The 21,641-nt window shown below is 66.2% G+C and carries 25 protein-coding genes; 13 read left to right on the top strand and 12 right to left on the bottom strand.

Annotation, left to right across the window (positions count from 1 at the left end; translation table 11 throughout):
- Positions 1 to 83: 83 nt before the first annotated feature.
- Positions 84 to 479 carry a VOC family protein gene (locus tag AB0C25_RS15850; protein WP_357373665.1) on the bottom strand — a complete coding sequence of 132 codons (396 nt, stop codon included), beginning with the start codon at positions 477 to 479 and terminating at the stop codon, positions 84 to 86.
- A gap of 78 nt (positions 480 to 557) precedes the next feature.
- On the bottom strand, positions 558 to 1,028 hold the full coding sequence (locus AB0C25_RS15845; RefSeq protein WP_357373663.1) for a hypothetical protein: 471 nt from the start codon (positions 1,026 to 1,028) through the stop codon (positions 558 to 560).
- 99 nt (positions 1,029 to 1,127) lie between these two features.
- Between AB0C25_RS15845 and AB0C25_RS15840 the strand changes: the two genes are divergently transcribed.
- Together AB0C25_RS15840 and AB0C25_RS15835 are read left to right on the top strand one after the other, a co-directional pair.
- Positions 1,128 to 2,129, top strand: a complete 1,002-nt coding sequence (locus AB0C25_RS15840; RefSeq protein WP_357373661.1) for a hypothetical protein — start codon at positions 1,128 to 1,130, stop codon at positions 2,127 to 2,129.
- A 235-nt stretch (positions 2,130 to 2,364) separates the two neighbouring features.
- A complete protein-coding gene (locus AB0C25_RS15835; protein ID WP_357373659.1) occupies positions 2,365 to 3,078 on the top strand; it encodes a GAF and ANTAR domain-containing protein in 714 nt (237 codons plus the stop codon).
- A gap of 65 nt (positions 3,079 to 3,143) precedes the next feature.
- On the opposite strand, the gene AB0C25_RS15830 is transcribed toward AB0C25_RS15835, so the two are convergent.
- Positions 3,144 to 3,467, bottom strand: coding sequence for a plasmid stabilization protein (locus AB0C25_RS15830; protein ID WP_357373657.1), 324 nt, complete (start codon positions 3,465 to 3,467; stop codon positions 3,144 to 3,146).
- A 430-nt stretch (positions 3,468 to 3,897) separates the two neighbouring features.
- On the opposite strand from AB0C25_RS15830, the gene AB0C25_RS15825 reads away from it, so the two are divergent.
- Entirely contained in the window at positions 3,898 to 4,644 is a 747-nt protein-coding gene (locus AB0C25_RS15825) for a GAF and ANTAR domain-containing protein (protein ID WP_357373655.1), read from the top strand.
- Positions 4,645 to 4,940: 296 nt separating this feature from the next.
- Complete coding sequence (locus AB0C25_RS15820; protein WP_357373653.1) at positions 4,941 to 5,291, top strand: STAS domain-containing protein; 351 nt, start codon at positions 4,941 to 4,943, stop codon at positions 5,289 to 5,291.
- Between the two features lie 52 nt (positions 5,292 to 5,343).
- Here AB0C25_RS15820 and AB0C25_RS15815 read toward each other — a convergent pair whose 3' ends face one another.
- Entirely contained in the window at positions 5,344 to 6,393 is a 1,050-nt protein-coding gene (locus AB0C25_RS15815; protein ID WP_357373651.1) for a hypothetical protein, read from the bottom strand.
- Positions 6,393 to 6,890 (bottom strand): SigE family RNA polymerase sigma factor, encoded by a 498-nt coding sequence (locus AB0C25_RS15810; protein WP_357373649.1) that lies wholly within the window; start codon positions 6,888 to 6,890, stop codon positions 6,393 to 6,395. The genes AB0C25_RS15815 and AB0C25_RS15810 overlap by 1 nt, the downstream gene beginning before the upstream one ends.
- A gap of 674 nt (positions 6,891 to 7,564) precedes the next feature.
- Here AB0C25_RS15810 and AB0C25_RS15805 point away from each other — a divergent pair.
- A complete protein-coding gene (locus AB0C25_RS15805; protein ID WP_357067091.1) occupies positions 7,565 to 7,867 on the top strand; it encodes a MerR family transcriptional regulator in 303 nt (100 codons plus the stop codon).
- Between the two features lie 128 nt (positions 7,868 to 7,995).
- Here the strand turns inward: AB0C25_RS15805 and AB0C25_RS15800 are convergent, their stop codons facing one another.
- Together AB0C25_RS15800 and AB0C25_RS15795 are read right to left on the bottom strand one after the other, a co-directional pair.
- Positions 7,996 to 8,340, bottom strand: a complete 345-nt coding sequence (locus tag AB0C25_RS15800; protein WP_357373647.1) for a hypothetical protein — start codon at positions 8,338 to 8,340, stop codon at positions 7,996 to 7,998.
- Between the two features lie 142 nt (positions 8,341 to 8,482).
- The gene (locus tag AB0C25_RS15795; protein WP_357373645.1) at positions 8,483 to 9,106 is read right to left on the bottom strand and encodes a hypothetical protein; all 624 of its coding nucleotides are present in this window, start codon (positions 9,104 to 9,106) and stop codon (positions 8,483 to 8,485) included.
- A gap of 195 nt (positions 9,107 to 9,301) precedes the next feature.
- Between AB0C25_RS15795 and AB0C25_RS15790 the strand changes: the two genes are divergently transcribed.
- The 5 genes from AB0C25_RS15790 to AB0C25_RS15770 all read left to right on the top strand — a co-directional run bounded on the left by AB0C25_RS15790 (position 9,302) and on the right by AB0C25_RS15770 (position 13,183).
- Complete coding sequence (locus AB0C25_RS15790; protein WP_357373643.1) at positions 9,302 to 9,811, top strand: hypothetical protein; 510 nt, start codon at positions 9,302 to 9,304, stop codon at positions 9,809 to 9,811.
- 168 nt (positions 9,812 to 9,979) lie between these two features.
- Positions 9,980 to 10,168, top strand: coding sequence for a hypothetical protein (locus AB0C25_RS15785; RefSeq protein WP_357373641.1), 189 nt, complete (start codon positions 9,980 to 9,982; stop codon positions 10,166 to 10,168).
- A gap of 632 nt (positions 10,169 to 10,800) precedes the next feature.
- Complete coding sequence (locus AB0C25_RS15780) at positions 10,801 to 11,772, top strand: S-4TM family putative pore-forming effector (RefSeq protein WP_357373639.1); 972 nt, start codon at positions 10,801 to 10,803, stop codon at positions 11,770 to 11,772.
- Complete coding sequence (locus AB0C25_RS15775; protein ID WP_357373637.1) at positions 11,756 to 12,625, top strand: hypothetical protein; 870 nt, start codon at positions 11,756 to 11,758, stop codon at positions 12,623 to 12,625. Before AB0C25_RS15780 ends, AB0C25_RS15775 begins: the two co-directional genes overlap by 17 nt.
- A 54-nt stretch (positions 12,626 to 12,679) precedes the next feature.
- Complete coding sequence (locus AB0C25_RS15770; protein ID WP_357373635.1) at positions 12,680 to 13,183, top strand: hypothetical protein; 504 nt, start codon at positions 12,680 to 12,682, stop codon at positions 13,181 to 13,183.
- A gap of 516 nt (positions 13,184 to 13,699) precedes the next feature.
- Here the strand turns inward: AB0C25_RS15770 and AB0C25_RS15765 are convergent.
- Both AB0C25_RS15765 and AB0C25_RS15760 read right to left on the bottom strand, forming a co-directional pair.
- Positions 13,700 to 14,158 carry a DUF2335 domain-containing protein gene (locus AB0C25_RS15765; RefSeq protein WP_357373633.1) on the bottom strand — a complete coding sequence of 153 codons (459 nt, stop codon included), beginning with the start codon at positions 14,156 to 14,158 and terminating at the stop codon, positions 13,700 to 13,702.
- Complete coding sequence (locus tag AB0C25_RS15760; RefSeq protein ID WP_357373632.1) at positions 14,155 to 14,439, bottom strand: hypothetical protein; 285 nt, start codon at positions 14,437 to 14,439, stop codon at positions 14,155 to 14,157. The genes AB0C25_RS15765 and AB0C25_RS15760 overlap by 4 nt, the downstream gene beginning before the upstream one ends.
- 468 nt (positions 14,440 to 14,907) lie before the next feature.
- Here AB0C25_RS15760 and AB0C25_RS15755 point away from each other — a divergent pair, with 468 nt between their 5' ends.
- Positions 14,908 to 15,387, top strand: a complete 480-nt coding sequence (locus AB0C25_RS15755; protein ID WP_357373630.1) for a hypothetical protein — start codon at positions 14,908 to 14,910, stop codon at positions 15,385 to 15,387.
- Between the two features lie 45 nt (positions 15,388 to 15,432).
- Positions 15,433 to 16,029: a hypothetical protein gene (locus AB0C25_RS15750; RefSeq protein WP_357373629.1), complete on the top strand. Its 597-nt coding sequence runs from the start codon at positions 15,433 to 15,435 to the stop codon at positions 16,027 to 16,029.
- 84 nt (positions 16,030 to 16,113) lie between these two features.
- On the opposite strand, the gene AB0C25_RS15745 is transcribed toward AB0C25_RS15750, so the two are convergent.
- Together AB0C25_RS15745 and AB0C25_RS15740 are read right to left on the bottom strand one after the other, a co-directional pair.
- The gene (locus AB0C25_RS15745; RefSeq protein ID WP_357373627.1) at positions 16,114 to 16,455 is read right to left on the bottom strand and encodes a PPC domain-containing DNA-binding protein; all 342 of its coding nucleotides are present in this window, start codon (positions 16,453 to 16,455) and stop codon (positions 16,114 to 16,116) included.
- A gap of 7 nt (positions 16,456 to 16,462) precedes the next feature.
- Positions 16,463 to 17,752 (bottom strand): helix-turn-helix transcriptional regulator, encoded by a 1,290-nt coding sequence (locus tag AB0C25_RS15740; protein WP_357373625.1) that lies wholly within the window; start codon positions 17,750 to 17,752, stop codon positions 16,463 to 16,465.
- 950 nt (positions 17,753 to 18,702) lie between these two features.
- Between AB0C25_RS15740 and murC the strand changes: the two genes are divergently transcribed.
- Positions 18,703 to 20,148, top strand: coding sequence for a UDP-N-acetylmuramate--L-alanine ligase (murC, locus tag AB0C25_RS15735; protein WP_357373623.1), 1,446 nt, complete (start codon positions 18,703 to 18,705; stop codon positions 20,146 to 20,148).
- A 3-nt stretch (positions 20,149 to 20,151) separates the two neighbouring features.
- Here the strand turns inward: murC and murF are convergent, their stop codons facing one another.
- Complete coding sequence (gene murF, locus AB0C25_RS15730; protein WP_357373621.1) at positions 20,152 to 21,549, bottom strand: UDP-N-acetylmuramoyl-tripeptide--D-alanyl-D-alanine ligase; 1,398 nt, start codon at positions 21,547 to 21,549, stop codon at positions 20,152 to 20,154.
- Between the last annotated feature and the right edge of the window lie 92 nt (positions 21,550 to 21,641).

Below are 21,641 nucleotides of genomic sequence, written 5' to 3'. Positions count from 1 at the left end.
GTCCGCGCGGCAGAGATCGACATCGGAGAATAGCATGGGTGGTGCCGAGCGTAACCTAATGTGCGCGCGGTGTCGCTAATGTGTCACGGCGTACTGCGCGGCTGCAGCAGGTCCCACCGATTGCCGTAGAGATCGACGAAGACCGCCACCGAACCGTACGCCTCGTGCCGTGGCTCCTCCAGGAAACGCACCCCGGCTGCCACCATCCGGGCGTGGTCACGCGCGAAGTCCTCGGTGTAGAGGAACAGCCCGACCCGGCCGCCGGTCTGGTCACCGACCCGTGCCCGCTGCTCGGCGGTGCTCGGCCGGGCCAGCAGCAACGCCGTCTCGCGGGCGCCCGCCGGGCGGACCACCACCCAGCGGGAACCGTCCGGTCGGGCGGTGTCCTCCAGCAGCTCGAAACCGAGGTCGCCGACGTAGAAGTCGATCGCCTCGTCGTACTCCTTGACCAGCAGCGCGACAAGTCCCAGATGTGCCATTCGGTCATCATGCCGGTGGGCGTCGCCCCTTCGCCCGGTGGCGTCCCCGCCGGTCACCCGCGTCACGCCGTCGCTCGGTCAGGCGAACGCGATCGGGGTGGACCGAATGAACCAGTTGACCTTCCGACCAGCATCGTCCATGGCGTTTTCGTAGTCGATGGCCGCGTACTGGCGCCCGGCCTCGGGCATCGTGAAGGTCTCCTGGATCTCGACCCCCGTGCCCGAGACGACGCGCACCACATGGCGACCCGGTGGGACCTGCACCGGAAACAGGACAAAGTTGTGCTGATTCTCGACCGCGAAGTGTCGATCGACGATCTTGGTGCCGTCGATGCTGACCGTGAGGACGACCGGATCGTCGCGGAACGACTGGTTGGTCACCCAGAGGTGCAGGTCGGCTCGGTCCTCCTCGACGACACGCACGGTGGGCGCCGCTGGGCTCGGCGGCGCGGTCCGGCTTGCCGTCGGGGCACTCGGTGCGGGGCCGGAACACCCCACCATGGCGAGCAACGTGGTGGTGCTGAGGATCGCGGCACGGAGTCTGTCCATCCCACTGTGACGCCCGACGGATGGTGCCGGTTCCAGTCCTGTCGGAACCGGGGGTGGCCGTCGTCCGTCCCATCCTCGGGTGGAGAGGTGGTGAGCCGGATGCGCTCTGGTCGAACGGCACTGGCGGTGGCACTGCTCGGCGTGGCCCTGGGTGGCTGCGGTGGCACGACCATCGGTCCGGGCGGGGCCGATGAGCCCGGCCCGGCGCAGATCCTCGAAGCGTGGACCTCCTGCGCCGAAACGGCACCACAGGCCGGCGCGATCATGCACGTGCCGAACACGGGGGCGCCGACACCCGCCGGGGTCGACCCGAGGGTCGGGCGCGTCGACCCCGCGTTCACCCCGGTCGCGGCCGTGCTCTGCGGCCGGGAACTGCGTCCGGGTCGAGGTGGAGGGCAGGACCAGGTCGCCACCGAGCGGCGCGCCACGCAGATCGCGCAGCTGCTCACCGCACTGCGTCTGCCCGCTCAGGATTCCGACCGGGACACCAACTGCACCCTGGAAATGATCGTCCCACCGTGGCTGGCCCTGCTCGACGACCGGGGCCGCTGGCTGCGGCCGTACCTCCCCACGGACACCTGCGGCAAGCCGCGCGCGGAGGTGCGGACGGCACTGGCCGAACTGTCGACCACCATCGTGGACAGCCGCGTCGTCGAGCGGGTCGAAGACCCGGCCGCGGAGACCGCCGGATGCGCGCAGCGGTGGACGGACCTGGTGTGGGTGGAGACCAGCAACGGCCGGCCCGGGCCGCCCGCGCCGGGCACCTCGCCGGCTGCCGGGCCGCTGCGCCTCTGCGTCTACCAGGTGCCGCCGGCAGAGCGGGGTGGTGGCAAACCGGCAGGCGACTTCGTGTACGGCGGGCCGCTGCCGGCCGAGCGTCAGGCGGGTGTGCTGCGAGCGCTGGGCAACCGCCGGGCGGTGGTCGACTGCGCCGCCCCGGCGTCCCGCTTCGCCGTGTTGCGTCCACTGGACGGCACCGCCGGTCCCGACCGGTACGTGGAACTCGACGGCTGTCGGCGTTTCCTGGTCGCGGGGTCGACCGGTGGTGGGCAGCTCGGCCAGGGCGACGAGGCGCTGGCCGCCCTGCTGAGGCCCGTCTGAGTACGCCCGCCGGCCGCCCTCGGTCGTTGTCGCGGGCCGCCTCGCGGCCGGGGGAGTAGGGTGAAAATTCTGTAGCCCCTGCTCCCGGATGGGGCGAGGCGAGCCGGCGTCAGGGAATCGGCGTGGGTCCCAGGTCTGTCCGAGGATCTGTGCAGCAGCGCGCTCGACGTGCTGCCATCCGCGCGCCCGCCGGCTCCGCCGCGAAGCGTGCGCCGGCCCCGAGGATCTGGTGCACATGCCCCGCCTGCCGTCCGACCCTGCCAGCGCGTTCGCCGAACTCGGGAGCATCAAGCTTTCCGAGGTGGATCTCGACGAGGTCCTCCAGCGGGTCGCCGAGCTCGCGAAACGCGTTCTGCCCATGCCGGTGGAGGCATCGGTCACCCTGATCCGCGGCGGGGTCGGGCACACGGCGGCGTTCACCAACGAGGTGGCCCGCGAGATGGACGAGCGGCAGTACGCCCAGGGGCGGGGTCCCTGCCTGGAAGCGGCGGCCAGCGGCGACGTCCTGTCCGTCCCCGATCTCGTCAACGAGGACCGGTGGCCCGAGTGGGCCGACCGCGCCCGGCAGCAGGGCCTGGGCAGTTCACTGTCGATCGGCCTGCCGATCCAGGAAGCTGTCGTCGGAGCGCTCAACGTCTACGCGCACACACCCGAGGCCTTCGACGACGAGACCGTGGAGGTGCTGGAGACGTTCGCCGCGTACGCCGCGGTTGCCCTGTCCAACGCCCAGCTCTACGACAGCACCGCGAACCTCGCCCGGCAGATGCGCGAGGCGATGGCCAACCGGGCGGTCATCGAGCAGGCCAAGGGCATCATCATGGGCGAGCGGCGCTGTGCCCCGGCCGAGGCGTTCGCGATCCTGTCGAAGGTCTCCCAGGACTCCAACCGCAAGGTCCGCGACGTCGCCCAGGCCCTGGTCGACCGGGCGGCCGGCACGTCCGAGGTCTGACGACCTCGACCGCGGTGTGGTGCCGGCACCCGAGGTACGCCGGCACCGCCCACCCGGAAGGATCGCTACTTCGACAGGGCGCGTTCCAGCTCCGCCTTCGACATCGAAGAGCGCCCCTTGATGCCATGCTGCTTCGCCTCGTTGTACAGCTGCTCCTTTGTGCGACCCTGCGCGCCGCTGTGGGAGCGCTTACCGCCACGATGCCCGGACGACACGTCGTTGCGGGACGACCGGCTCGACGTACGCGCCTCACCTGAACGGGCCCGTTCCTTGTTCACCGTGCGGGCGGCGATCTCCTTGGCCCGGCCGGTCGAGGCGCCGCGTTCCTGCGCGCTGTCCTTGATGTGCTCGTACTGCCGCTCCCTCTTGGGGCTTGATCCTGCTGGCATCGGTGCCTCCCGTAGCCACTGTCGGGTGAGGACGAGACCCGGCTCGCACACCCTGGGTGGGATCGAGACATCCCAGGCCGGGCATCGCGCTCACGCTTTCCGTGCCACCATGCCCAGTCGCCGCAGAGGTCAAACGACTGCCGCTGACCTGCCGGCCCGAACGGCACGCGACACGCCGTCCACGCCACTCGTCGTCCCGGTATCCGCGCCGGGCCCGGCCGGGCCGCACCTTCGGGGCCGCTCCGCGCGGCGTCGTATAGTTGTTGCCGCAGCCGGCGCCTGGGCGTCGGCCACTCAGCGTCCAGCAGCGGGCGCCGGGCTCGGTTGGCGAGCCCGTGCGGCGCTCCGTGCTCGCGGTGCGTCATCACCACGCGCGCTGCCGTCGCCTCCTGCAACCGGTACGCGCCCCGGGCACGAGGACTTTGAAGTCATGGCACAGCAGCGCATTGATCCCAATGCGGCGATCATCGAACTCGGCCAGATCAAATTCGGTGAGACCGACCTGTCCGGAGTGTTGACCCAGGTCTCCGAACTCGCACGGCGAACGATCCCCGGCGCGGAGGAGGTGTCGGTGACGTTGTTGAAGCAGGAGGGGGCGCACACCGCCGCGTTCAGCGGCGAGATGGCGCTCCGGCTCGACGAGCTGCAGTACGAGTTTGACCACGGTCCGTGTTTGGACGCGGCCCGAGGGGCCACCGTCGTGTCCGTTCGGGAGATGGCCCAGGAGGCTCGCTGGCCGGAGTGGGCGGCCCGAGCCGTGCAGGACGGAGCGCTCAGCTCACTGTCGATCGGGTTCCCCATCCAGGAGACAGTGCTCGGCGCGCTGAACATCTACGGCATCGCACCGGGCGCCTTCGACGACGACGCGGTCACCCTCGCGCAGACGTTCGCCGGGTATGCCGCCGTCGCCCTCGCCAACGCCCACCTGTACGACACCACCGTCACCCTGGCCGCGCAGATGCAGTCGGCCATGCAGAGCCGCGCCGTCATCGAGCAGGCGAAGGGCATCATCATGGGCGAACGCCGCTGCACCCCGGACGAGGCATTCGCCGTCCTCGCGAAGGTGTCCCAGGACTCCAACCGCAAACTGCGCGACGTGGCTGCCGCGCTCGTCGAGAGGGCGGCCCGGCCGGCGAGCCCCAAGCGTGATCGCGGTGACGCGGGCTCCCTGCCGTGAGCGCTCGACAACCGGCTGCTGGTGCCGCCCCGAGGTGGCGGCCCGGCAGTCGTAGCTCCGGCTGATTCTGGCACCGGTGTACGAGTCGACTGGCGGTCGGCGGTCCCTGCGATTACCGTTGAGTTCGGGTCAAGCCACGCGCCCGTCCTGTTACGGATCATGACAGGAGGCGTGAGCCTGTGATCGAACGTCACTCACTTTTCCAGACCCATTTCGCTCGTCCCCCTGCGGCAATCAGCCCCGGGCAGGCCACACCAGCGACACTCGGCATCCGTCCGGCAATCGGCTCCCCTGAGGTGGGCTCCACCGAGCTGCCGTTCCAGGTGACCCGCTTCATCGAGCCCCTCGACCTGTCCGCGACCATTTCCGCCGACCGGATGGTCGTCGCCCCGGTCGGGTATGTCGACATGGACACCGCGCCGCGCCTGGCGACGGCATTGTTCAACGCGGTCGACAGCCATCCGGAAGTCTGTTGCGACCTGACCGGCGTCAGTTTCTTCAGCGCCGCGGGTGTGCACGTACTCCTGCTGACGCGTGAGCGGGCGGATCGGGTCGGTTCCCGTCTCTCGGTCCGAGGTGCCAGCGGAGTCACTCTGCGGGTGCTACGGATCACCGGGGTGGCACCCCTGCTCCTCGGCCTCGAATGAGGGGTGCGGCGCCAGCAGCGCGACGGCAGGCTGATCAGTCTCCAGTTGTTGATCACCAGGTGTCGGGGCGGTCCAGGTCGCGGGTCGGCTGGTAACCGCCGAGGACCACCAGGCCGTCCGACTCGCCGTAGCCCTTCCCCCAACCCTTGAGGAACGCCTCGACGACGCAGGGTTCGGCGACCATCTGCAGGACATCGCTCCCCTGTCGACGCGCCCGATACGGGCCCGCGACGAGATGGCCGGACCCGATTTCGTAGCCGTGCGGGGCGGGCTGGGCACGGACGGTCAGCCAGCGACCGGTTTCGTCGCCGACGACGAGTGAGCCCTCGACGAAGGAGCCATGCTCCGACCGGCCGAGCGTGACCTCGCACTCGAGCAGCCGTCCGCCGGGAGGCAGCGAAGTGAGGCGGAACGGCACGACACAGCGGTGGGCCGCGTCGAACCGGACCCGGCTCGCCGTGGCTGTCGCCTCGTCGCGGCTGACGGCGTACACGTCCAGTTGGGCCCAGAGCCCGTCGCCGGGTTGCCAGCGTACGAACCAGAGCTTCCGGTCACCGGACGTGTCGAACCAGGCGACCCCCGGGCGGTCCCCGACCCGCACGTCGGTGCGGGCCTGTGGCCGTCCAGCCGAGGACAACGTCTGCTGTAGTTCGTCCAACGACGTCCCGGTGCGCGCCAGCGCGAACCGGGCCTGACCTGCCGGCCCCCGAAACTCGACGCTCTCGATGCCGCGCCCGGCGCGCCAGGTCGCGTACTCGGCGCCGTCGACCAGGGGGGCGGCCGAGAAGTGCACCACGTCCGGATCGGCGCCGACATCCTCCGGGCGTGCGGTGGCGCCGGCCTGCCCAGACGCTTCCGGCAGCAGGAGCGCCGCGACCGGCATGATCGGCTCATCGGTGCCCCCGCCGATGGGCAGCGCCACCACCACCGCGGTGAGCGCGACACACGCCGCTGCCACACCCCCGGCGACGAACCCGCGGTGACGGCGTCGAAGCCGTCGACCCCGCTGACGGGCCTGTTCCACGATCGGTGTCGGGTCGATGTCGCCACCCGCGCGCTGCCTGAGCGTCGCGGTGAGCTGCTGATCGAGGTCGCTGAACATCAGAACCCTCCTGTCCGGGCGGGGGTCGTGGCTTCCTGCCGCTTCCGCAGCGCGGCCAGGGCACGCTTCGCGTGGGTGCGGACGGTGCCTGCCGAACAGGCCATGATCTCGGCGATCATCGCGTCGTCCAGATCCTCGTAGTAGCGCAGCACGATCACGGTGCGCTGACGGGTCGGCAGCTCACGGACGAGCCGCCACAACGCGTCGCGTTCGGCGAGCGCGGCGGCCTCGTCGGCGGTGCCCGCCCGGTCCGTCACGGCGGCGACCGAGACCTCCCGGCTACTGCGCCGACGCCACCACGAGTGGTGGGCGTTGACGAGCATCCGACGGACGTAGGCGTCCGGTCGGTCCGTCCGGGAGATGCGCCCCCACCGGGCGTACGCCATGGCGAGGACCTCCTGAACGAGGTCCTCGGCTCGGTGCTCGTCATCGGTCAGCAGCCGGGCGAGCCGGATCAGCGCCGAAGTGCGAGCGAACGCGTACTCCTCGAACGTCACGCCCTATTAACGTCGTTGGTCGGCCGGCCCGTAGACATCCGCCGGGTGTTTCTGGTCGGCCGCGCGGCGTCGGCCCGGCCCGCCGGCGTCGCCCTCCGCCGCACGGCCGACGGGGTTGCTCACGTCGGCAGAGAAAATCTCTGTGCGAAGCGCTAGATATTCTTGCTGTCGTGCGCTAACGTTCCTGAGGTCGAAGACGGAGCAAGTAAAGACGCTGACGTGCCGCCCCACCCGAGGGCGAAGGAGCTGGGCCAGGAAGCTCGTCGGCCCGCTCAGTTGGGTAGTACGTACCAGGAGTTGCGGGTGAGGCCGAGGCTCGTTCAGGGCTTCACCCGAAGGGTTCGTCGTACGTGTCAGGGCCAGGAAGTCGCGTGGGGCTCGGACACCGACGGACAGCACGAGGAATGGCAGAGGAAATCAGAGGCAAGGGAGGGCATTACACCGTTGGATCGCCCGCAGCCAGCCGCAGTCGTGGGCTGGGCGCGGACACCGCAGTTTCCATCGAACGAGAGGTGGTCTCCGGTCACGCATATGCGATCCTCGCACCCGATGCCGTCGTTGACGGCCGGTGCGGACAAGACAAGCCGACGCTCTGTCGGCAGATGGTGTTCCTGACCCACAACCCTTGGGCCCCGGTGCTTTCGAGCACCGGGGCCCTCGTGATGGAGGTTTCATTGACCCAATCGGACGACATGCTCGACGACGAGGACTACCCCGCCTACACCATGGGCCGGGCCGCCGAGATCCTCGGCTGCTCGCAGGACTTCCTCCGTCGGCTCGGCGACGCCAAACTGATCGACCCCCAGCGCTCCAGTGGCGGGCACCGCCGCTACTCCCGCTATCAGCTGCGCCTTGCCGCGCGAGCCCGGGAGATGTGCGACCAGGGCACCGACATCGCCTCGGCCTGCCGGATCATCATTCTTGAGGACCAACTCGAAGAGGCTCTTCGACGTAACGAGCGCTACCAGCAGGGCTGAACACACGCCCACGCTGCGATCGCCCGCACAGGTACGCCGAGCGTCACACGGTCCCTCCCGCCAGGGCAGGGACCGTTCGTCGTCCACGGGGTGGACCTCGTTGGCATCAAGAGGATCCGCCCGCACCTCTAAGCACTGCGGGGAAGGACACCACTCGGGGTGTACCGCTCGCCGTCGTCGCCCTGAAGGTGTGCCTGAAAATCCTCGGCGAGGCTCCCGAATTCCCGGTAGGCGTCACCGTCGAAGTGGCCCTTGATGTCGATGGCACCCTCGAACCAGGTCAAGGAGACAACGCTTCCGTCGGCGCAGGTGAACACATAGAAGGGGTGTCGGTCCTCGTCCCACCAGATCCATCCGCCCTGGGTGAGCGTCGGACTGCGTTCGGCGTAGGAGAGCCATTCGTCCAGAGCGATCGGGTGCTCCTCACTGTCGTAGTACTCCGCAGCCCGGGTGACGTGCAGTTCGTACCCCATGTTTCCTCCACTCAGTCGGCTCGCGTCCCGGGCGGAGCGCAGCCTCGGGCCGACTCCCCGACGGAGGTGCGTCGGTGTCGGAGGCCAAGACTGGATCACCGCCGCCCGGCTCACCTTCGGTCGGCACCCGGTGGCAGGCTGGTCAGGTTCCAGTTCGGTGAGTACGCCAACCCATGGCGTCGAGCAGGCCCCCGACCAGGGCCGACCGGTTCGTCGCCCCGATCCCGTCCAGTGCCCTGTGCACAACCTCCGGGGCGTCCTCGGGCATCTCCTGCGGACCCAGCATCGGCAGCATCAGGATGAGCCGCTGCGCCCAGGTCAGCCGCTCATCCGGCAGCGCCGCCGCGGCCAACAGCTCCGCCCAGGTCAGCGCGGACGAGAAACCGTGACCCTCGACCGAGGCAACCACCTCGGCCGACCGACCCGGCCACTCCTCCACGAAGTCGAGTCCCTGCTCATCCTCGACGTTGCGGTACACGATCCGTAGCCACGCTTCTCCGTCAAGCCGCACCGAGACGACCGGCCAATGCTCCGGGTCGTTGAGGATGGCCCACATCGCGCGGTGATCCGCAGCCTGCACGGCGAAGGCGATCTCCGCCTCCCGGTGGGCACCCAGCGGTCCGGACAGGTAGTGCAACCAGAAGGCGGGGTGTCTCACCACACCGTCCGCCTCGTACACGGTCGCATCGCACTCAACGTCGTAGTCCGGCGCGGCCATTGTGGTGTAGCCGGGGATCGTGAAGGCGGCCCCGATGATCAGCGACATGGCCCGCATTCAACACGACACCGAGGGCTCACCTACGGCACGCACCGACCTAGAGCCGGATCCTCTCGTTCGGCAGGGCACGCGACTGGCACTCCCTTCCGGTGGAAGCCGATCCTCGATGCCGTCAAGCCGTCCTCTCGTCGTGACCACCTGGTGACCGTCGGTGCTCACGCTGAAGGGATGCGACGGATGTGGATGCTGGGACTGATCTGCGCGTTGGTGCTGGCAGGGCTGACCGGCTGCAGCCCGGTCAAAGAGGGCGCGGTCGGGGTGCGGCTGGACGCCGACGGACGGCTGGTTGGGGTGTTCGACTGGTGCCGGGGCAAGGGGACTGACCGGATCACCCTCTATCTCGGCGACGAAGACGGCGGGGTCACCGACAAGGTGATTCAGCTCGATCGGGATCCCGGCCGCAACGCCCGTACCGCAGAGGAAGTCGTCCTGCTCGACCCGGCGGCCGGCTGGCAGACGAAGCTGGCACCACCCACCTTGGACGACGACCAGATCTACGACCTGCGCTCGTGGAACGAGGGCGGTGGGCCAGTGGAAGACTTCCCGTTTCGGATCAGCGAGATGCGCGGCCGGACCGGCTCCGCCGTGATCCTCACCAAGCGGTGGGAGGGCGAGGAGCACGGCGGCTACGTCGCCACATTCCATACGCTCGGGGGCTTTGCCCGCTACGCCAAGACGGTGTGCGACGGCTGAAGAGGCCGCACGAGCGAGGAGATCCCGCTCCCGCCCCTGCTCCCTTTTCCCTGATCTCCGAGAGAGGGCCGGGGCCCGGGGCAACGCCCGGGTTGTTGATGCCTTGATGAGGGCTGGGGCGCGGGCAAGCGGTCGCGGAAGTGGGTCGACGGCAAGACGGAGCGAGAAGTGCTCGGCAAGCTGGTCGACCTTCGCCGCCGCCAGGAGCAGGGGCAGATCCTCGCCGCCGCTCCTCGGACGGCCGGGGAGTGGCTGGAACAGGTGATCGACCCGACCGGGCACGGCAAGCCGCTGACCTGCGGTGCGGTGGGTGCGCCCGGCAGGATTCGAACCTGCGGCCTTGGGATTAGAAGTTGAATCGGATACGGGTTAGCTCGTGATCGTGAGTTGCTAGGGGTGTCTATCTGTCCAGGTAGACACCCCTATCCCTGTCGATCCATGTCGGGTCGTGACGCCGGATCCGGAGGCGTCCGGGCTCGCCGCGGGCTCACCCTCCCCAGAGATCAGCGTATTCATGGGGGGTTGACACGAGTGAGCTGAGCCAGCGGATGAGCTTGCTGTCCAACGACCACGGGTCGACCTGGCTAGGCAGGCATTAGCTTCCCCGAGTTTGCCATCCAGCGGTCGACCCCTGACCGGCGAACGCGCCGGTCGGGATTTTGCCTGCCCAGAGGGCGGAAGGGGTGAGATTCGAATCCACGCAGGCCGCCCGAACCCGCCAGCGTCTGAACGCGCGTCAAGGTCCGCTTGACGTGACGGGTCGCGCGGTGCCCTGCTCCCCGGAAGACCGGGTCGACGGCAGACATGAGGATGGCGACGGACCTCTGCAGCGGTATCGATGTCAGCCAGGGGTTCGGTCGCTCTGGCCGTATGGTTGAGCCCGTAAATGGATTGATGCCGTTACGTTGACACCCTGTTGCGTCACCGACTGTAGGGATTTTGCTGCGTGTCTGGCGAACTTGCCTCCGAAGCAGGGAGCTAATCGCGCCATGAATCGCCAGACTCCGGTTTACCGACCACGAGCAACCTCGTCGATGCTCATCGCCCAAGACGATCTACGAGCCCTTCGGCTCTTGGTTGCACAGCGGAGGCTCTACAACCGTGCGAAGAGATGGAGCTTTCTACGCTGGGTCGGCTTCAGCATCATCGGCGTAGCAGCTCCCATCTTAACGGTGATCGTACCTAAGGCGTCGGTGATGGTTGGCGCGCTCGCGGGTGTGTGGATTTTTCTCTCGCGCACCTGGTTCAGCGGTGCTGAGCAAAGGCTGGCCGCGAAGGCTGCTGGAATTCAGGAGCAGTTCGATCAGCTGGTGTTTGGCATGCCGGAGGTTACTAGGGCGCCCTCAGCAACGATGGAGGAGGTCGCGACACTAGTCGGAGATGATGCCGCCGTTGTTGGGCAGGCCGAGAAAGAGGCACTAAAGGGCTGGTATCCGTTCGATGATCGGCTCGATGGCATGTTCTCCATCGCTATTGCGCAACGCGCTAATGCGGCTTACTCAGAGCGCTTGCTGAATGCGAACGCCCAGGCGTGGATTTCGGCCACACTGCTATGGGTCGGCGTGGCGGTAATCGCCGGTCTCATGGTCGGACTGAGTCTGCCGTCTTTCCTGCTCGGTGTCGCGTTGCCTCTACTGCCTGCGCTGCTCGATGTCTGGGAGCAGTATCGATCGACCAAGAGGGCCGGCGCTATCCGTCGCTCGATGGCTGAGGATATCGAGCGCTTCGTAAGAGGCCAGGCCAAGCGCGGCATGGCCCCCGAAGACTTGCTGCTCTGGCAGGATCGGCTCTACGAGTTGCGCCGTGGGTCACCGCAGGTGCCAAATCTTGTTTATAAGCGGACTAGGGCGCGCAACGAGCAGGCTATGAAGGCCGCAGCTGCCGAACTGGCTGATGCTGCGCTACGTTCGGCGCATCGGGACGGCACTCTATCAGGGGGAATTGATGGGGCTGACTACTAACCAGGCTTTTGAGCAGTTTTTGACCGACATCACGATCACTGACTATCAGAAGACAAGCATCGTCCAAGGGCGCAAGGACTCGGTAGTCGAGAACCTAACCGCTGCCTTCCCCAAGACGTCGGACCTGCCTTTCTTAGAGGCAAAGCTAATCGGATCGGCATCGAAAGCGACAATTATCAGACCTCTCGATGACATCGACGTGCTCGCCGTCTTCTCCAACGAGAACAAAGCCTGGAGCAGGTACCAATACGACTCACAGCCTTTTCTTTACCGAATCAGGCGGGCGTACGACGGTCTGGAGGCAGTGCAAGTCGGCGCACGGGGGCAGGCAGTCCGCGTCTTCTTCAAGACGGGAGGCCACGTTGACGTGGCCCCGGTATTCCGACAATCCGCCGACGTGTTCCATTTACCGAGCGGCGACGGTTCGTGGCTTCTGACCTCGCCGTTCATCGCCAACAAATGGTTTGCGGATAAGAATGCAGAGCTGAGCTACAACCTAGCGCCATTGGTGCGGATGCTGAAGAAGTGGAACGGTGCCCACTCCAAGCGCTTGAGATCTTTCCATTTGGAAACGATCGCTGGACACACGTTCGGCGCATTGGGCTCAAATCGTCGTGCCGGGCTGCAGAAGTTCTTCGAGTGGGCAGGTAGTCACCTTGATGTGTACGACCCAGGTGGCCAATCAGGTCTCATAAGCGGCTATCTGTCGGGGAGCACTCGGGACGACGTGCGCAGGTCCTTCGATACGGCTGCTGACCAGGCGAGCCGGGCGATCGACGCTGAGAGCTCAGGTGATCATGACGAGGCGAAGAGGCTCTGGCGGATGGTTTTGGGTGATTCGTTTCCGAGCTGACCACGAGCAGTCGGCCAAGAGCGAGTAGCCGGGTGAGACGAGAGGAGATAAGTCATGGACGCCAAGAGCTACGAGCGGCACCTGGCGGAGCTTTCCGAACTGCTTAAAGGCGGAGATGTCGGTTACGCACGGACGCCACTCGACGTCCTAATGAGGGTTGGGGCCATAACCGCTGGACAAGTGATCGTCTGGGGCTCGGCGCATGTAGGCTCTCCTGGCCCGCAACTTGACGTGGTGGTCTTTACCAAGAATGCGGTGGTGCGGGCCGTGCGAAACAGCGAACCAAGCGGCGGCACTTTCGTAACTGCCTTTCCTCGCTCGGAACTCCGTGTTCTCTCCGTGGATGGTGGTGACCACGAGGCTTGGGGGGACATGCGGGACCCTTATTGGCCACCAGACGGACGAGTCCTGGCACAGTACGAGAATGGGGTGCAGCTTGGTCTTCCGCTGTTTCAGGGACCCCTGCCGAAACACGTGCGGGAAAGCTTCGGTCAATTCTTGCCATCGCTGTTCAGCGATCTTGGGCGAAACCGTTCCGACTCAACTCCACAGGGTTAGTGCGCAGACAACGGATAGAACCTTCCTCGGTCGTTGCCAGCGACGACGCGCCTGCAGGCGATTACAGCATGGCTCGTACTAGGTAGGTCGTGCTCGCGGCGATAGCACGCCCTTCGACTATGCCCCGCCCAAGCTTCACCAACGCGACTGCCAAGCGGATCTTGACGTCTGATGGAGCAGCGGGATCGGAGGGCTGGGTGGGGGTCTTGCCTACCGAGCCGGTCACACCGATCACCGTGGTCTGCGGCAGCGGTCCACGACCACGCGGGCGATGCGTCCGTAGGCGGTGGGCACGTCCTCGACGACCACCGCCGGTACGCCAACGCTATGGTGAAATTGGGAGACGGCATTGCGGCACTGCTTAGCGGTCAGCCGGACGCGAGCCGGTTAGGGCGTCCGGGTGCTGGCGCGCCGGTGAGCTGATAGATGGCTGCAATAGCTGACGTGTCGGGCCGGGCATCGGCTCGCTAGCTACTGGCGAGGGGGCGATGGCATACGGAATAGCTGAGCGCGAGGTTACGGCTCTTGCGTTGGCCTGCGAAGAAACGCCACGACGATCAAGACAAGCCCGCCGCCGCCCAAGATGGTCCCAGCGATCGGCTGACCCTTCAGGCCCAAAACTACGCCAGCGCCAATTGCCAGTAGAGCAAGCACGAAGGCGAAACCCATGCCAGCCCAGGCCAATACGTACTCGCGCGAGTCGGCCCGCTCCAACCTTTTCGCCTGCCGGTCGTCCATGCTGAGGCGATGTTCCTGTTCCCGCTCGGCGTACTTGAATGCCCGCTCGGCCCCGTTGTCCACGACGGCGCCCAAGCGCTGTAGCTCATGAGAGGGGACGAAAGGAGAGGACCACTGCTCAAGTTGCTCGCGGCTGACTCGGAGGTCTAGAAGCTCCACCGGCTCTCGCTGGGCCGGGATTGTGGGCTCAAGCTGTCCATTAGCCGTATCGGGCGATGTAACCTCTTCTGGCCTCATGGTTGGTCTCCGCGTAGGCCATTTCCGGGGCCGGTATCTCCGTAATCTGCCGACGGCGGAGTTTCTCCGCTGATTCGGCGGCCCTCGAACGATTCACGGGTCATGAACGACTGCTGATAAGAATTTTCAATTCTTGTATAATTTGGTTCGAGTTCATCGAACATAGGCGTTCGGTCATCGGCTGGCGGCGGATCGATACCCGTGTACCAGACCCTCCCCTCGCGGTCCGTCCAGCGCATCGCGAGTTCGTAGTTTCCGCCCTGGTCGAGGAATTCACGCATGTATGAACCGGAAGTCTCCGCTGCGGTCGTCCGTAGCCAGCGTTCACCGATAACTAGGCGGATTCCTTCAAGGATGTCGCGCCGTAATGCCCGGAAATCACCCCTGATTGATGCCCGATCCCGGCTCGGGGATGTTGCACGAATCGTGCCACGAGGACGACGTGACCGATAGCGAGCGCCAGAGAAGTCTGCTAGCCACTGGACGCCCTCGAACACCGAGTGCACGCCCCCACGATGCTTCGCCAACCCTCACCTCCCGCTCGGTCGTCCGCTGATGATAACGCCCAGCGCCACATCGCAACGTCCCCCGCTGTCTGGCTGGTCACGGGGCTGACTGCCGTGGCCCTCGCGCTGGCCTGTCATGCTCCGCTTGACGTGGCGGGTCGGGCGGCGGCCGGCTCCCCAGGAGGGCGGGTCGAGTGCAGACGGGATGGCAAGTCACTGGCGCAGGGGTGCTTCACTTGATCTGTGCTAATTGAACTGCCGGGATACTTAGCCCAGGGCGGGACTGTGGAACGGGATTGGCTCTCCCTTGGAATTGATGTCGTTGCCGCTTCAGGAACCTTGTTGGCTCTTGTGGTCGCATTGGTTGCATATCGTGCCGCTAAGAATGCAGGGCGCGTTGCCTTTGAGCTTGAAATTTTGCGCGAACTGCAAAATCGGATTGAAGAACCAGGGATTCTGCCGAAGCTCTTGGCTAATCCCAACCGCGCCTGTGTAGAGAAAGGCATCTCGGCAAGAGTTGCACTGATAAGGAGGCGAGATGAATTGCTTGTGTGGTCAGAGATGTGTCGTGAGAAAGATCCGAGGGTATTCTCTGAATTTTTGCATCGGCATTACGCAGTAGAGGAAACACCGCAGGATCAGTTGCGAGTAGAGCTAACAATGGAATTGCTGCTCGCTATCGATATGCGTACTCGGGGCCGACTTCGTAGGCGGGCGGTGTAGCAGGAGTGGAGTGGTGTCGTTGCTTCGTCCTGCCATCATCGAGCGGTGGATGATTTCTGGAGCGGAGCGGTCAGCGCTCTGGTAGGTGCGGTTGTTGGCGGAGCAGCGAGTTGGCTTGCAGCCTGGATCCAAGTGCGCGGCGCTATCCGTTTGTCAAAGATCCAGGCGCAACAGTCGCTGGAGGGTCAACGGCTACTCCGTCGCGAAGAGCGCGAGTACGAAGCGATTAAGGCACATTATCCGCTGCTTCACAGGCAGCTCCACATGTTCTGGGACCTCCAAGACTTACACCGCGATCACACCACGAAAGATGAGCACGGGACTTGTCCCGACCCGACTACCGGTGATTTGGATTTCAAGTCCCTTCGGGATGAGGTAACCCAGGTTGATCTGATTCACAGCCCGTTCCTGCATCCCGCCTTGTCTCAAGAGCTGGATTTTGTTAACGAGGCATTAGATGACTGCCAGACCGGCAGATTTAGCCGCGTGCTGCTTAGCGTTTCAGATCCACTATGTTGCAAGTACGTGAACGCAATGACAGGAGCGGTGGGGAAGGCGGACTGGGCGCTCCGCTTCTTCGATGCGCAGCTAGATGGAAGGCCGTTGACGGCTTTAATCAAGGAGCTTCGGTTGCGTCGCTAGTTGGCTTTCTGGCAATCCACGCAACAAGATCAACGGTTCGGTGATTGGTCGTCAAATGTTCCACGCTAACCAGTCACGCACACATCACCCGTCCTCCAGCGCGAGCGTGTATGCGTGGACGAAGAAGGTTTCGACACGCGCCCAGTGCAAGTGGCCGGTGAGTGCGCTGTCGCCTTCTCGACCAAGAACCACGTGGACGTGAACCTTTCCGTTGCGGATCTCGCCAGTGCCGCTTAGCTCGAACGGTTGTCGGTACTCGCTGACGATGTCTGTGCCGGCGTCCTCGGCGAGCATGTTGCTGATTGCGCACGCATCGACAGCGCCAATGAGAGAGACAATCGCTCCGTCCGTTATTCCTTGATCTGCGGCCTGCTTGGTAAGCGTCTCTATTACTTCTTCCCCTGGCGTGACTGTTAGCATCTTCATCTGTTGTCTATCCGATCGCTAGAGGGGTGACGCCGGCTAGTACTGCCGCATATGCCCGTAAGTTCTCGCGGCACTTTTCTTGTTCTACAGCAAGCATCAGGGTGGTCCGGGTTCTAGTGTCGCCGGCATCAACGAAGTTGCCGAGCAGTACGGCGCTGCACCATCGGGCGGCGGCATCACGGTTGTTGGTTAGCTCATTCGCAAGTCTTTGCGATACCCGTCCTCTCAGGTCGCTGCTCTCGTTAGGTGCCCAGTTGGTGGCCTGCGTGCTTGTAGCGCCGGAGAGGTGTGCTGCTGGTTCCCATGGCAGTTCCAGTACCCGGCTGGCAACGGCGGTTAGGTAGAGTTGTCGCGCGTCCTGGTCGGCGCGGAGTGCGGTAATTGCTGCGTCACCCAGGTCGGCCGCTCCCACCTTCGCGAGGATGCCGGCTGCGTTGACCCTGAGGACTGCCGTTGCGCCGGTCCGCATCCAGGCGGACAAACCCCGTCGAGCCGTCTCGTGCTCGGCTGCCAGCGCGCCAATGGTGAGATCAGTGGCGTGGCTGGTCTGCGCGGTCGCGAGGAGGTGGCCGCTGCCCTGCGCTATATCGCCGAATACTCGATGGGCAACCAGAACGTCTGTCAGTGCGGGGTCAGTGAAGCGATATGCGCCGTCTGCTGTCCTGATGACGTGTGGATGCATGTTCAGCAATCGGGTAATTGACCCTGGGATGAGAGAGGGATCCAGCTCGTCCTTGCGTTGCTGCCAGAGGTTCCACGCTAGCCATTGGACGGCTTCGTGCCCGGCGCTTAGCTCCACCGGGCCGGAATGATCATAAAGGACACCAGTGGCTGCGGTAGCTAGGGCCGAGGTGAAGAAGTGGCGGCGATTCACGTTGGCTTCTTTCTTGTCCAGCTCGCCGTCAGCAGCAGGGAGGGCGAACCACAACCGGTCTTCCGGGACGTGCAGCGCTGCTGCCCACTGCGCTAGGCGGTCAAGGTGGACTATGGGTGGACCGGTCTCGACTCGGCTTAGCTGCGCTTGACTCATGCCGACCCATGCGGCGGCCTGGCCCTGGGAGATCGGATGTCGGCCATGGTAGGGATGCGTTCGCCAAGCCCGGATGACCCGACCCATGTGGCGGCTTTGCAGCGCTTGGGCTAAAACAACCTCGTCCCAGAAGTCGGCTGGGACCTCGGGTGCCGTACCTGAGTGGTGCCGGTCATAGGCCGAGCAGGGCGAACAGCGTCCGGCCTTGTTGTCGCGTGCGAGCCGTGCGCCGCAGCGGCAATAGCGGGCCTTGCGGGTAGCTGTCATCTTGGCGTCCTTGTGTGGCTGCCGAGCCTCGATGGTAGGTGGTTCCACTCCAATATCCCATTCGAGTGCTGGCTCTGGCCATGCATCGGGCGCATATCGATACCTGCCCTCTGGCATGTCGTTCAAGGTCGAATCACCGGCATCGTGTCGCTAACGATAGGCGATCGTTCGATTACGGCGCTCAAGCTCCTTGTCCGTACGCGAGTGGCGAACTCCGTGCGGACCGGTGACGGCTGGCTCGCCGCACGAACCGGGGCAGCTGGCAAGTCTCCTCGTGCGGCGTGCTCGGCCGATGCAGCCTGGAAGGCAGTTGAAGATGGCGATCTACCCCGGTGGTGAACAGGTCGATGCCGCGCAGAACGTGCTTGAACGGCACGCGGTGTCGAGCGCGGATGGCCGGTGCCTGGGCTGCCGATCGACTGGGCCGTGCGCTCAGCGAGAGGCCGCTGTACTGGTTTTCACGCGAACGCTTCGCCTGCCGAGTCGACGGCCCGGGGCAACTCGTCCCGAGTTGATCGGCGCGCGTCGCGTAGCTATGCCGACGCTGTTCTCAGCTCGGTAGGCCACGGCAATGGGCCGAACGAAGTTGTTCATGGATGACGACGCTGATCTGATCCGGCCTCGGCATCGACCGCATCGATCCCGCCGGTTCCCCGGCGGTCGGCCATGCGCGTGCCCGGCGTGCCGTACCGCCCGGAACGAAAAGCACTCACCTCGCGGGTCTGCGGCGGTCTGGCCCGGCTCGGCGCCCGCCCCTGCAACCTGGCCGGCTGGGACAGGGCAGGCCGACGAGCCGACGCAGATCGATTGGACCCGCGCGGCCGAGGCGGTGACCCGAGGACACCTCGACCGCGCGCAAGGAATCGCACCCGTCGGAAGGAGCAGAGCCCCCGCATGTCAGCTCACGGCGCGACCCCCGTCAGCCCTTACCTCGAAGGAGACACGGCACCATGACCGACACGATCACTGGTAACCCGACGATCGAGGCTCACACCGGCCCGATTGACCTGTCCCGCCCGCACTTCGTGGGCGTCGGTGGGTCGGCGATGTCTGGCCTGGCCCGGCTGCTGGCCGAACTGGGCCATGAGGTCAGCGGCAGCGACTTGAACGACTCCGCCACACTCGCGGCTCTGGGCGTTGCGGGCGTGCGCGTGCACGTCGGGCACGACGCCTCCCACGTGCAGGGCGCGAGCTGCGTCGTCTACACCACCGTTGCCCAGACTGCGCCGGAGATCGAGGTGGCCCGTGCCGCCGGTATCCCGGTGGTGCACCGGGCGCAGGTTCTCGACGCGCTCAGCGCCAACCGGCGGCTCGTCGCGGTGTCCGGCTCGCATGGCAAGTCCACCACGACCGGCATCCTGGCCCACATCCTGCGCACCCTCGGCGAGGACCCGACCTACCTGATCGGGGCTGACCTGACCGGGCCGGGCTCTGGCGCCCGTCTCGGCGGGTCCCGGCTGTTGGTCGCTGAGGCCGACGAGTCGGACCGGTCGTTCCACTTCCTCACCCCGTCGATCGCGGTCATCACCAACGTCACGGACGACCACCCGGAGAACTTCGTCAACCATGCCGCGGTGATGCGCGCCTACGTCGAGTTCGGCTGCCGGATCGCTCCTCGCGGGTTCCTGATCGCGAACGCCGACTGCGTGGGCGCGAACGTGGCCGCCGAGGTCATCGCTGACGAGCGACCTGACCTGACGGTGCTGCGCTACGGCCGGAGCCGCACGGCCGATATCTGCCTGCTCGACGTGCACGCCGAGGGGTGGAGCGTTTCGGCGACCGTCCGGATGCCGAACGGGACGACGGTGCGGCTGACTCTGCCGACCCCGGCGGCGCACCACCTGGAGAACGCGGTTGCGGCCGTGACGTGTGCGGTGGCCCTGGGCCTGGACCCCGCCGACGTGGCGGGAGCGGCATGCACCTTCTCGGGGGTACGCCGTCGCTTCGAGCACGTCGACACTCGGGCCGGGGTGACGGTGATCGACTCCTACGCCGATCACCCGAAGGAGATCGCCGCTGACCTGGAAGCCGCGCGCACCTTGGCACGCGGCCGGGTCATCGTGGTGTTCCAGCCGTCCGGACATGCCCGGGTGCTGGCCTTCGGTAGGCGGATCGGCCAACTCCTGGCGGACCAGGCCGACTACGTCCTGTTGCTCGACGTGCACGGCACCGTGCCTCAGGGGCGACCGGCGGCCGACGCAACAGTGATCGTGACCCACTTGCGTGACGGCCAGTACTGCCTGCCGCTTGGCGCGGATCACGTGGCCCGGATCGTCGGGGGGATGGCTGGTCGCGGTGACGTGGTGTTGACGATGGGCACCGGTGATGTGACCGGCTACGGTGCGGCGATCCTGGACGCCCTGAGCCAGCGTTCCGAGGTCGCGTTGTCCGCGTGATCCCTAAGCCTGGGCGGTGACGGCGCCGGGTTCCTCGATCAGCTTGTCCGCGAGCGCGAGGAGCCCGGCGCTGTTCGATGCCTTCACCAACACCACATCGCCCGGCCGTAGCCCACCGCGCAGCAGTTCCCACGCCTGGGCCACGTCCGCCGCCCGATCAACCGCCGTGCCGTTGCCGGCGGCCCCGGCCGCGTACTGGTCGGCGTTCGTCCCGCCGATCGCCACCAGCCACCCGGCCCCGATCTCGGCTACCTGCTGACCGATCTCGTGGTGCACCTCTGTGGCGTGCTCGCCCAACTCATTCATCTCGCCCAGCACCGCGACCGCCCGCTGACCATCGCCGGTCATCGCGTGCAGGGCGCGTAGTGCGGCGCGCATGGCGTCCGGCGCAGCGTTGTAGGCGTCATTGATGACCGTCACCCCATCGGCGCGGGTGGTGACCTGCATCCGGCCCGGCGACACCGCTTCGGCCTGCGACACGGCCTCGGCCACGGCCTCGATCGGGTGGCCCAGCCCGAGAGCGACGGTCGCGGCGGCGAGCGCGTTCGACGCCTGGTGCAATCCGTACAGGCGCAACCGCACCTCGGCGGCCTGGCCCCCGTGCACGAGCCGGAAGCCAGCCCGGCCCAGCTCGTCCAACGTCACGTTCTCGGCCCGCACGTCGGCCGGGTTGTCGATGCCGTAGGTGAGTACGCGGGCGCGGGTGCGGCTCGCCATCGCGGCCACCAACTCATCGTCGGCGTTGAGCACTGCCAATCCGCCGTCGCCTGCGTCTGGCAGGGCTTCCACGATCTCGCCCTTGGCTTGGGCGATGTTTGCCACTGATCCGAACTCGCCAAGGTGCGCGTGCCCGACGCGGGTGACGATGCCGACGGTGAGCGGGGCAATCCCGGTCAAATAGGCCACGTGCCCGATCCCGCGTGCGCCCATCTCCAAGACGAGATAGCGGGTGTTGGCAGTGGCGCGGGTGACCGTGTACGGCAACCCAAGCTCATTGTTGTTGGATGCCCGGGTAGCAACCGTCTCGCCCCAGCCGGAAAGCACCTGGGCAAGGATGTCCTTGGTTGAGGTCTTGCCTACCGAGCCCGTCACACCGATAACCGTGGTCTGCGGAAGCCGGTCGATCACCGCGCGGGCGATGCGTCCGTAGGCGGCAGGAACGTCCTCGACGACCACCGCCGGCACGCCGACCGCACGGGACGCCAGCACCGCCACCGCGCCGGCCTCGATCGCCTGACCGGAATACTCGTGCCCGTCGACGCGCTCACCCGGCAGCGCCACGAACATCCCGCCGGGCTCCACGCGCCGACTATCGAACACCGCCGGGGCCGTGACGATCACCGCGTCAGGGGCATCATGGACGGCTCCGCCGATCGCAGCTGTGATCTCTTCCAGGGTCATTGGGAGCACGGGATGAACCTATCGTGCCGAGCAGATACCGCACCCGATCCATTGGCCGGTGTCGCTGACGTCAGGCTCGTCTCTTCAGGGTG

This window comes from Micromonospora sp. NPDC048839 (assembly GCF_040649915.1).
In the GTDB taxonomy this organism is placed as follows: Bacteria; Actinomycetota; Actinomycetes; order Mycobacteriales; family Micromonosporaceae; genus Micromonospora.
Note: the sequence above shows the minus strand (reverse complement) of the source record. Positions and strands in the feature narration are given on the sequence as shown.

Bases quoted from the DNA above. Each gene is read 5' to 3' on its own strand.
- AB0C25_RS15765 (WP_357373633.1), bottom strand. From the start codon at position 14,158: ATGAGGCCAGAAGAGGTTACATCGCCCGATACGGCTAATGGACAGCTT.
- AB0C25_RS15780 (WP_357373639.1), top strand. From the start codon at position 10,801: ATGAATCGCCAGACTCCGGTTTACCGACCACGAGCAACCTCGTCGATG.
- murC (WP_357373623.1), top strand. From the start codon at position 18,703: ATGACCGACACGATCACTGGTAACCCGACGATCGAGGCTCACACCGGC.
- AB0C25_RS15760 (WP_357373632.1), bottom strand. From the start codon at position 14,439: ATGCGTGAATTCCTCGACCAGGGCGGAAACTACGAACTCGCGATGCGC.
- AB0C25_RS15830 (WP_357373657.1), bottom strand. From the start codon at position 3,467: ATGCCAGCAGGATCAAGCCCCAAGAGGGAGCGGCAGTACGAGCACATC.
- AB0C25_RS15745 (WP_357373627.1), bottom strand. From the start codon at position 16,455: ATGAAGATGCTAACAGTCACGCCAGGGGAAGAAGTAATAGAGACGCTT.
- AB0C25_RS15835 (WP_357373659.1), top strand. From the start codon at position 2,365: ATGCCCCGCCTGCCGTCCGACCCTGCCAGCGCGTTCGCCGAACTCGGG.
- AB0C25_RS15825 (WP_357373655.1), top strand. From the start codon at position 3,898: ATGGCACAGCAGCGCATTGATCCCAATGCGGCGATCATCGAACTCGGC.
- AB0C25_RS15770 (WP_357373635.1), top strand. From the start codon at position 12,680: ATGGACGCCAAGAGCTACGAGCGGCACCTGGCGGAGCTTTCCGAACTG.
- AB0C25_RS15815 (WP_357373651.1), bottom strand. From the start codon at position 6,393: ATGTTCAGCGACCTCGATCAGCAGCTCACCGCGACGCTCAGGCAGCGC.
- AB0C25_RS15795 (WP_357373645.1), bottom strand. From the start codon at position 9,106: ATGTCGCTGATCATCGGGGCCGCCTTCACGATCCCCGGCTACACCACA.
- AB0C25_RS15850 (WP_357373665.1), bottom strand. From the start codon at position 479: ATGGCACATCTGGGACTTGTCGCGCTGCTGGTCAAGGAGTACGACGAG.
- murF (WP_357373621.1), bottom strand. From the start codon at position 21,549: ATGACCCTGGAAGAGATCACAGCTGCGATCGGCGGAGCCGTCCATGAT.
- AB0C25_RS15790 (WP_357373643.1), top strand. From the start codon at position 9,302: ATGCTGGGACTGATCTGCGCGTTGGTGCTGGCAGGGCTGACCGGCTGC.
- AB0C25_RS15845 (WP_357373663.1), bottom strand. From the start codon at position 1,028: ATGGACAGACTCCGTGCCGCGATCCTCAGCACCACCACGTTGCTCGCC.
- AB0C25_RS15840 (WP_357373661.1), top strand. From the start codon at position 1,128: ATGCGCTCTGGTCGAACGGCACTGGCGGTGGCACTGCTCGGCGTGGCC.
- AB0C25_RS15800 (WP_357373647.1), bottom strand. From the start codon at position 8,340: ATGGGGTACGAACTGCACGTCACCCGGGCTGCGGAGTACTACGACAGT.
- AB0C25_RS15775 (WP_357373637.1), top strand. From the start codon at position 11,756: ATGGGGCTGACTACTAACCAGGCTTTTGAGCAGTTTTTGACCGACATC.
- AB0C25_RS15740 (WP_357373625.1), bottom strand. From the start codon at position 17,752: ATGACAGCTACCCGCAAGGCCCGCTATTGCCGCTGCGGCGCACGGCTC.